The organism is Nocardia sp. NPDC058480 (assembly GCF_042720495.1).
Taxonomy (GTDB): Bacteria; Actinomycetota; Actinomycetes; order Mycobacteriales; family Mycobacteriaceae; genus Nocardia.
In genome coordinates this window covers 119706-128560 of record NZ_JBHXMN010000002.1, presented here as the reverse complement: position 1 = coordinate 128560, position 8855 = coordinate 119706, and the positions used below count along the sequence as shown (strand labels likewise).

The window sequence follows — 8855 nt, the reverse complement described above, 5'->3', positions numbered from 1 at the left end:
AACGTTGCATCACCGTTGCATCATCGTGATCCAGATCACGGACCCGTCCGGCGCCGGAGAACGACAAAACCCCCGCCGTACAACGGCGGGGGTTTCGTCAGTCAGCTGGAGCGAGGCCTACTCGGCTTCGGTGGTCTCCTCGACGGCGGCCGGCTCGGCGGCAGCGGCCTCGTCCTCGACCGGGATGAGCGAGATCTTGCCGCGGTTGTCGATATCGGCGATCTCCACGCGCAGCTTGTCGCCGACGTTGACCACGTCTTCGACCTTGGCCACGCGCTTGCCGTTGCCCAGCTTGGAGATGTGCACCAGACCGTCGCGGCCCGGCAGGAGCGAAACGAACGCACCGAAGGCGGTGGTCTTGACGACCGTGCCGAGGAAGCGCTCGCCGACCTTGGGCAGCTGCGGGTTGGCGATGGCGTTGATCATGTCGATCGCGGCCTGGGCCGACGGCCCATCGGTCGCACCGACGAACACGGTGCCGTCATCTTCGATGGAGATGTTGGCGCCGGTTTCCTCGGTGATCTGGTTGATCATCTTGCCCTTGGGCCCGATGACCTCGCCGATCTTGTCGACCGGGATCTTGATGGCCGTCACGCGCGGGGCGTAGGGGCTCATCTCGTCCGGATCGGTGATGGCCTCGGCCATCACGTCCAGGATCGTGGTGCGGGCGTCGTGTGCCTGGTTCAGCGCACCGGCGAGCACCTGCGAGGGGATGCCGTCGAGCTTGGTGTCGAGCTGCAGGGCGGTGACGAAGTCACGGGTACCGGCGACCTTGAAGTCCATGTCGCCGAAGGCATCCTCGGCACCGAGGATGTCGGTGAGCGCGACGTAGCGGACCTCGTCCTCGCCCTTGTCGTTGGTGATGGTGTCGGAGACCAGGCCCATGGCGATACCCGCGACCGGCGCCTTCAGCGGCACACCGGCGTTGAGCAGCGACAGGGTCGAGGCACAGACCGAACCCATCGAGGTGGAGCCGTTGGAGCTCAGCGCCTCCGAGACCTGACGGATGGCGTAGGGGAACTCCTCCTGCGAGGGCAGCACCGGCATCAGCGCACGCTCGGCGAGCGCGCCGTGGCCGATCTCGCGACGCTTCGGCGAACCGACGCGACCGGTCTCGCCGGTGGAGAACGGCGGGAAGTTGTAGTGGTGCATGTAGCGCTTGGAGGTCTCCGGGCCGAGCGAGTCGACCTGCTGCGCCATCTTCACCATGTCGAGGGTGGTGACGCCCATGATCTGGGTCTCGCCACGCTCGAAGATCGCCGAACCGTGGGCGCGCGGGATCACGTCGACCTCGGCGGAGAGCTGACGGATGTCCGCCAGGCCACGACCGTCGATGCGGAAACCGTCGGTGAGAATGCGCTGGCGAACCAGCTTCTTGGTGACCGAGCGGAACGCGGCACCCAGTTCCTTCTCGCGACCGACGAAGTCGTCACCGAGGCGACCGAGCACCTCGGCCTTGATCTCGTCGATGCGGGCCTCGCGGGCCTGCTTGTCGGCGATGCTCAGCGCCTGGTTCAGCTCGACCTTCGAGGTGCCCTCGACGGCCTCGAACACGTCGGCGCCGTACGGCGGGAAGAGCGGGAACTCCTGCGTCGGCTTGGCAGCCAGCGCGGCCAGGTCGGCCTGGGCGCGGACCAGGCGCGCGATGAACGGCTTGGCGGCCTCCAGACCCTCGGCCACCACGGCTTCGGTCGGGGCCTGCGCACCGTCTTCGATCAGCGCGATGACCTTGTCGGTGGCCTCGGCCTCGACCATCATGATGGCGACGTCGCCGGTGTCGGTGACGCGGCCCGCGACGACCATGTCGAACACGGCGCCTTCGAGCTGCTCGACGGTCGGGAACGCGACCCACTGGCCACCGATGAGGGCGACGCGGACGCCACCGATCGGGCCGGAGAACGGGATGCCCGAGAGCTGAGTCGATGCCGAGGCGGCGTTGATGGCCACCACGTCGTAGAGGTCGGCCGGGTTGAGGCTCAGGACCGTGACGACGACCTGGATCTCGTTGCGCAGACCGTCGATGAAGGTCGGGCGCAGCGGCCGGTCGATCAGGCGGCAGGTCAGGATGGCGTCGGTGGAGGGGCGGCCCTCGCGACGGAAGAACGAGCCGGGGATGCGACCCGCGGCGTACATGCGCTCTTCGACATCGACCGTCAGCGGGAAGAAGTCGAACTGGTCCTTGGGGTACTTACCGGCGGTGGTCGCCGACAGCAGCATGGTCTCGTCGTCGAGGTAGGCGGCGACGGAACCCGCGGCCTGCTTGGCCAGACGGCCGGTCTCGAAGCGGATGGTGCGGGTGCCGAAGCTACCGTTGTCGATCAGCGCGACCGACTCGAAAACTCCGGGCTCGACCTCGACCGCAGTCGAAGGGCGTTCAGTTGTCTGCGTCATATTCTCTTCTCTCGACCTCTCGTCTCGCTGGTCGCGCTGCCGTTTCCAGGCGTATTTTTTCCCCTGGTGGGCGCGAACCCAGCTGTCGTCAGCCGTACCGGACACGGACACGTGGAAACCCTCCTGGCTGCCACGCGCAGCACCCGGCCGGATCCCCTTGGCTGGAACATTCCACAAGAGGGGCGACGCGGAGGCGATCATCGATCGAAGCCCGACGGCGGCGGGAAACGCCTGCCGAAAGGCCACTACCGAAGACCGACGCCACGCGGACGGGTACATACGGCTGTCACATGTTGTAGTGCAGCCGGGAACCCGATGGTCCCCGAATACACGAATAGCCAACGAGAAGAAGTGTACTTCTTCTCGTTGGCTAGGTGTCGACCGCCTCGACGAGGAGGCGTGTCTGATTCAGATCAGCGACGCAGACCCAAGCGCTCGATGAGCGAACGGTAGCGGTTGATGTCGTTGGCCTGCAGGTACTTCGACAGGCGGCGACGACGACCGATCAGGGCCAGCAGGCCGTGACGGGTGTGGTGATCGTGCTTGTGCTGCTTCAGGTGCTCGGTCAGGTCCGAGATCCGCTTCGACAGCAGCGCGATCTGCGCCTCCGGCGAGCCGGTGTCGGTGGGGTGCAGGCCGTACTCGGCGAGAATCGCCGACTTCTGCTCAGTGGTCAGCGCCATGTGGCTCGACTCCTATTTTTCAGTTCCGCGCTCGAAGGTCCGGTTACCCGGGATGGGCGCCACCGCGGACCGCAGCAAACCCGAGGAGCCACTTTACTCGACACGTGGTGGCGAGGTAAATCCGGGCTCAGGCGTCGGCGGCGGTGAGGACTTTGCGCGCGGCCTCGACATCGCGGCCCATGGCCTCGACCAGATCGTCGATGGAGTCGAACTTGCGCATCCCGCGCAGTTGTTCGACGAAATCGACACCGACGTGCTGGCCGTAGAGGTCGGCCTCACCGTCGAGGACGAACGCTTCGACGGTGCGCGCGCGGCCCGAGAACGTGGGGTTGGTGCCGACCGAGATGGCGGCCATCGCGCGCTCGCCGGGTGCGGCCTGGCCGATGGTCGGGCCTGCCCCGAGCACGGTGAACCAGCCCGCGTACACCCCGTCGGCCGGGATCGCGGCGTGCATCGGCGGGGCGACGTTGGCGGTCGGGAAGCCGAGCCCGCGACCGCGACCGTCGCCGTGCACGACGACACCCTCGACACGATGCGGGCGCCCGAGCGCCTCGGCCGCCGCGGCCATATCGCCCGCGTCGACACAGGCACGGATATAGGTGGAGGAGAAGGTGACGGCGTGTTCGCCGAGCAGGGTCACCCCGTCGACCTCGAAGCCGAACCGCTCGCCGAGTTCGCGCATGGTGTCGACGGTGCCCGCGGCCTTCTTGCCGAAGGTGAAGTTGTCGCCGACCACGACCTCGGTGACGTGCAGACGTTCGACCAGCAGGTCGTGCACGTAATCGGACGGGGTGAGCTGCATGAAATCCTGCGTGAACGGCATCACGCAGAACACGTCGATCCCGAGTTCGGCGGCCAGTTCCGCGCGGCGGGTCAGCGTGGTCAGCTGTGCGGGATGCGATCCGGGTCGCACCACTTCCATCGGGTGCGGATCGAAGGTCATCAGGACCGAGGGAACACCACGCTTGCCCGCCGCGGCGACCGCGCGGCTGATCAGCTGCGCGTGCCCCCGATGTACCCCGTCGAACACGCCGATCGTGAGAACGCAACGCCCCCAGTCCGCGGGCACGTCGTCGAGACTTCGCCATCTCTGCACAGAGCGAAGCCTACGCAAAGCGGTCCCCGAACAGAATTCAGGTGTGACCGATCATCGGTGCGCGCCGTGCCGGTTCGCCGATGTGTCATTCGGGCCAGGGATGCCTAACATTGGTGATGTGCCAGCTAAACGAGATGTCGCGACCCGCAGCGCGCTGACGCAACCCGCCGAGCAGGCCGAACTCGCCGCCACGATCGCGCCCGAACTGTCGGCGGTGGCACAGGATTACCTGAAGGTCATCTGGACCGCCCAGGAGTGGTCGCAGGAGAAGGTGTCGACCAAGCTGCTGGCCGAGCGAATCGGCGTGTCGGCCTCGACGGTGTCGGAGGCGGTGCGCAAGCTCACCGATCAGGGTCTGGTCGAACACGCCCGCTACGGCGCGATCACCCTGACCGAACACGGCCGCCGCGCCGCAGTCGCGATGGTGCGCAGGCACCGTCTCATCGAGACGTTCCTGGTGAACGAACTCAGCTACGGCTGGGACGAGGTGCACGACGAGGCCGAGGTCCTCGAACACGCCGTCTCGGACCTGCTCATGTCCCGCATCGACGCGAAACTCGGCTACCCCGACCGCGACCCCCACGGCGACCCCATCCCGTCCGCCGACGGCGCTGTGCCCACTCCCCCGGCCCGTCAACTCAGCGACTTCGCCGCGGGAGAATCCGGCCGGGTAGCCCGCATCTCCGATTCCGACCCCGCCATGCTGCGCTATTTCGACTCCGTCGGCATCGCCCTCGACACCACCATCGAAGTAGCGGAAAGGCGCGATTTCGCCGGCACCATCGCCGTCCACATCGCCTCGGCCGAAACCCCTACCGAGCTGGGAACCCTTGCCGCCGAAGCTATTTGGCTCACTACGTAGGTCCGCGGAACCCTGCCGACCGGCTGACCCATGTCCGATGGATCAGCAGTTGAAGTAGGTGCGCAGGCGGTCCGGTACGCCGTCGGCGGCGGCGCCGGCCCAGCAGGTGTCATGGGGGAATATGACGTAGGTGGTCCAGGTTCCTGACGTGCGGGTGATAACGCGCTGGTTGTCGCCGGGGGTATCCCAGCGGATGACACCCCACTGCCCATCGCAGTCGGGGATGGTCGCGGTGGGTCCTGGATCGACGCCGAGCTCGGATTCGATGGTGGATTCGGCGCAGGCAGGGGCAGGTTCGGGTGGCGTGTCCTGGAAGCGCAGCTGGCCGGTGGCCGTGCCACCCGGAGTGACCAGGAACAGCGTGTGCATGCCCTCGGGGACCGGGTTCGTGCCCGCGGGCGCGGTCATCCCGAAGCGATAGCAACCGATTTCGGTGATGAAGGCCGCCCGGCCTTGCTCGTCGGTGACACCGTCGCGGCGTACCGTTTCCACCGTTTCACCGACGGGGATGTCATTGCTCGACGGATCACACGGCTGCTGCAGCGAAAGGTGCACCGGCACACCGGGAACAGGGATGCCGGACAGGGTCACGGTGCGCAGGACGACAGTGCCGGTCGCGGGTTCGGGCGGCCTGGCCGTCACCGCGGGCGCAGTGGGGACACCCACGGAATTCGGCGGTCCGCCAGGAGAAGCGGCAGGCGGCGGCCCGGCCTGGGTGACCGCGGGAGCAGCGCTGGGAGCGGTGACCGAATTCGGCGCGGTGATCGTGGTCGTCGGACGCGGCGCTGCCGGACCCTGCGGATCGCCGCTGCCACAGCCCGCGAGCACTATCGTCATACCGGCGACGACACCGATCCAGGTCTTCCTGATCGCAGTCATGGTCTGCCCCTCCGACGCGAAAGCTATATATCTTCGCTATCGCCTGTTCCGGACAGGGCGTTAGCCACGCGTCCAGTGCCACTGACAGCCTGATCTCACCGGCAAGGTGCCGCGACGCTCCAGGGATTCGGGGCCGCGGCTCAGCTGGCGTGCCCGTCGAGTACACGCAGCGTGACCGGTTCGGACGCCGGTTGCCGGTATTCGGTGAACAAGGCCGCGACGAGCTCACCACGACTGGTGACGCCCGTCTTGTCGAAGATGGACTTCACGTGGTCGCGCACCGTGTGCGCGGAGACCAGCAGGTGCCGGGCGATGCCCGCGGTGGACAGCCCCGCCGCGATGAGTTCGGTGACCTCCAGTTCGCGGCGGGTCAGTTCATAGGCCGCGACGACGAGTGCGGCGACGTCGGACGGGGTCGCGTGTTCGATCACCAGCACCGTGGTCGTCGGTTCGCCGTTCACATCACGCAGGCACGAGGCGTGGCAGACGAGCCACTGCCCGGTCAGGGTCCGGATTCGGATGCGGGCGCTGTCGCCGGTGAGCCGCGCACGCCCCGCGGTGCTGAGAATCCAGACCGGCAAGGGCAATTCGAGTCCGGTATCGGTCGTCGTCGACGGGCCCGGCGGCATCAGCGCGAGCAGTTCACGGGCCTCGTCGTTCACCGAGAGCAGTGCGCCGTCGGCGCCGAACAGCAGCAGGCCGGGTGCGTGGACGCCGTCCGAGCCCGTTGTCGCCGGTCGCGCGAAACTACGCAGCCGACGCGCCATCGGGGCCGACAGTGCTTGCAGCACCGCGATATCGGCGGCGGCGAACGCCTGCCTGCCGCGTTCCCGGAACAGACTCACCTGTCCCCAGCCCTGCCCGTCCACGCGGAGCACGGCCCGCAACTCGTCACCGAAGCCACGCGGGCGCATGAAGTTTCGATACAGCGGGCTCAGCGTCGGCCGGTCGCCTGTCACCGCGCGCAATCCGGCCACCGGTACCGGTGCCAGCGCCAGATCGCGGAACAAGTTGACGTGCTCGGCGAACAGCTCCGACTCCCAGTAGATCCCGCAGCCGCCCTCGTGCAGGTTCTCCACCCGCACCGGCGCGGTGGTGAGACCGTTGACCGGATCGGTGGCCACCCACACCGCGGCATCGAACCCCACCGTCCGACGCAGTCGGGTAGAGGTCCGCGCGAACAACTCGTGCGCGTCCGGCGCGGCCGCGACCCCGGTGAGCAGGGCGGTCATCGAGGGCGAAGCCGGGGCGGTCATTCATCGATTGTCGTCGGGTTGAGCACCCGTGGCCATCCCGCAATCGAGGGGGCTTCCGGCACATCCCGCAAACGCGGGATTTCGCAGCGGCCCGCGCGCGACCACGCTGAACAACGAGCGCGCACGACATCGACACACGTCGTCACGCCATCGAATGAGCTTGTGCGGCAATGCCGTCTGACGACAGGAGTCGATATGCGAATCGGGATCATCGGTGCGGGAGTGGCCGCGGTCGGACTGCTCGACGCGCTCGCGTCCGCCGACCGAGAACCAGGCACGATCACGGTGTTCGAGGGTACGTCGGCGCTGTGGCGGGGCCGTGCCTACCAGCACGACGTGCCCGCGGTGCGGGTGAACGCACCGCCCGGATTGATGTCCGTGCGAGCCAACGATCGTGGGCATTTCGAGCGGTGGCTGACGCAGCACCCGGATGCCGGGCGCTTCGTCGATCCCGGGCTGGGTCAGCCGATCGTGCCACGCGCGCTGTACGGGGAGTACCTGGAACAATCGGCGCGGGCGTCGATCGACGGGTTGCGGCGCGACGGATGGCAGGTCAGCGTCGTGAACGACCGGGTGACCGGCGTCGCCGCAGGACAGCCGGTGGTGCTGCGCACCGAGGGCGGGGCGGCGCATCCGGTCGATCGTGTGGCGCTCTGTGTCGGCAGCGGCCGCCCTCGTGACCGGTACGGATTGACCGGCGCGCCCGGCTACATCGACGAGCCGTATCCACTGGCGCACACCCTCACCGAGGTGGGACCCGAAGCTCGGGTAGCCGTGATCGGTAGCGGCCTGACCGCCGTCGACATCGCCGCCTCATTGACCGCGAACGGCCATCGAGGTCCGATCACCCTGTTGTCGCGCAGCGGCATCCTGCCCTTCGTGCAGCAACGTCCACAACCACTGACACCGCGACACCTCACCCCGGCCGCCGCGCTGGACCTGGCGGCGCGCGGTCCGGTCGAGTTCACCGACGTGGTCTCGCTGCTACGGGCCGAGCTGGCCGACCTGGGCGAGGATTTCGACGAGTTCGCCGCCGAGATCCGGGCCACCGGCACCGAGGACCCGACACACCGATTGCGCCGCCAGCTCGCCGATGTCGATTCCACACTGCTCGGTCGACGCCTGGTCACGATGGCGATTCGCACGATGGGCCCGATCCTGTGGCCCGCCCTCACCGATGACGACCGGACGATGTTGCGCACCGGCCATCACCGCACCATCAGCAGTCTCAGCTCACCGATGGTCCCGCACAACGCGGAAATCCTGCTGCGCCTGGTGGATTCGGGCCAGGTCCGGTTGCGCATCGGAATCACGGCGATCACGGCGGCCGACTCCGCATTCACGGTGACCGACGAATCCAGCTGGCCGGCCGACATCGTTATCAACGCCGTGAACCCACCCGCCTACCGCACCCCGCAGGACACCGAGGCGCTGATGGCAGGCCTACTCGACAGTGGCACAGCGGAATTCGCACCCACGGGCGGTCTACGCGCCGAACCACGGACCCGCGCACTGCGCGCCGACACCTGGCACGTCCTCGGCAACCTGGCAGCGGATTCGATGTTCATCGCCACCAATCCACCCGGCCTCGCCGCCGAAGCGGCGATGCTGGCCGCGCACCTGACGAGGGAATCTCCCCGCCCAGAACTCGGACGACAGGCGGCGTCTGCGACGGTGCGCAGCTGACC

Annotated in this window: 7 protein-coding genes; 2 read left to right on the top strand and 5 right to left on the bottom strand. The window is 67.7% G+C overall.

Features of this window, described 5'->3' with window-relative positions; translation table 11 throughout:
• Positions 1-117: 117 nt before the first annotated feature.
• The 3 genes from ACFWO8_RS06065 to ACFWO8_RS06055 form a co-directional block, all read right to left on the bottom strand.
• A complete protein-coding gene (locus tag ACFWO8_RS06065; RefSeq protein WP_378944315.1) occupies positions 118-2391 on the bottom strand; it encodes a polyribonucleotide nucleotidyltransferase in 2274 nt (757 codons plus the stop codon).
• Between the two features lie 413 nt (positions 2392-2804).
• Positions 2805-3074 carry a 30S ribosomal protein S15 gene (gene rpsO, locus ACFWO8_RS06060; RefSeq protein WP_056811493.1) on the bottom strand — a complete coding sequence of 90 codons (270 nt, stop codon included), beginning with the start codon at positions 3072-3074 and terminating at the stop codon, positions 2805-2807.
• Positions 3075-3201: 127 nt separating this feature from the next.
• A complete protein-coding gene (locus tag ACFWO8_RS06055; RefSeq protein ID WP_378944310.1) occupies positions 3202-4170 on the bottom strand; it encodes a bifunctional riboflavin kinase/FAD synthetase in 969 nt (322 codons plus the stop codon).
• A gap of 100 nt (positions 4171-4270) precedes the next feature.
• Here ACFWO8_RS06055 and ACFWO8_RS06050 point away from each other — a divergent pair, with 100 nt between their 5' ends.
• On the top strand, positions 4271-5032 hold the full coding sequence (locus tag ACFWO8_RS06050) for a metal-dependent transcriptional regulator (RefSeq protein WP_378944307.1): 762 nt from the start codon (positions 4271-4273) through the stop codon (positions 5030-5032).
• Positions 5033-5074: 42 nt separating this feature from the next.
• On the opposite strand, the gene ACFWO8_RS06045 is transcribed toward ACFWO8_RS06050, so the two are convergent.
• Positions 5075-5911: a hypothetical protein gene (locus ACFWO8_RS06045; RefSeq protein ID WP_378944304.1), complete on the bottom strand. Its 837-nt coding sequence runs from the start codon at positions 5909-5911 to the stop codon at positions 5075-5077.
• A gap of 140 nt (positions 5912-6051) precedes the next feature.
• On the bottom strand, positions 6052-7167 hold the full coding sequence (locus tag ACFWO8_RS06040; protein ID WP_378944299.1) for a LuxR C-terminal-related transcriptional regulator: 1116 nt from the start codon (positions 7165-7167) through the stop codon (positions 6052-6054).
• Positions 7168-7362: 195 nt separating this feature from the next.
• Between ACFWO8_RS06040 and ACFWO8_RS06035 the strand changes: the two genes are divergently transcribed.
• The gene (locus tag ACFWO8_RS06035; protein WP_378944295.1) at positions 7363-8853 is read left to right on the top strand and encodes an FAD/NAD(P)-binding protein; all 1491 of its coding nucleotides are present in this window, start codon (positions 7363-7365) and stop codon (positions 8851-8853) included.
• Positions 8854-8855: the final 2 nt, after the last annotated feature.

Bases quoted from the DNA above. Each gene is read 5' to 3' on its own strand.
- ACFWO8_RS06050 (WP_378944307.1), top strand. From the start codon at position 4,271: ATGCCTAACATTGGTGATGTGCCAGCTAAACGAGATGTCGCGACCCGC.
- ACFWO8_RS06035 (WP_378944295.1), top strand. From the start codon at position 7,363: ATGCGAATCGGGATCATCGGTGCGGGAGTGGCCGCGGTCGGACTGCTC.
- ACFWO8_RS06065 (WP_378944315.1), bottom strand. From the start codon at position 2,391: ATGACGCAGACAACTGAACGCCCTTCGACTGCGGTCGAGGTCGAGCCC.
- ACFWO8_RS06040 (WP_378944299.1), bottom strand. From the start codon at position 7,167: ATGACCGCCCCGGCTTCGCCCTCGATGACCGCCCTGCTCACCGGGGTC.
- rpsO (WP_056811493.1), bottom strand. From the start codon at position 3,074: ATGGCGCTGACCACTGAGCAGAAGTCGGCGATTCTCGCCGAGTACGGC.
- ACFWO8_RS06045 (WP_378944304.1), bottom strand. From the start codon at position 5,911: ATGACTGCGATCAGGAAGACCTGGATCGGTGTCGTCGCCGGTATGACG.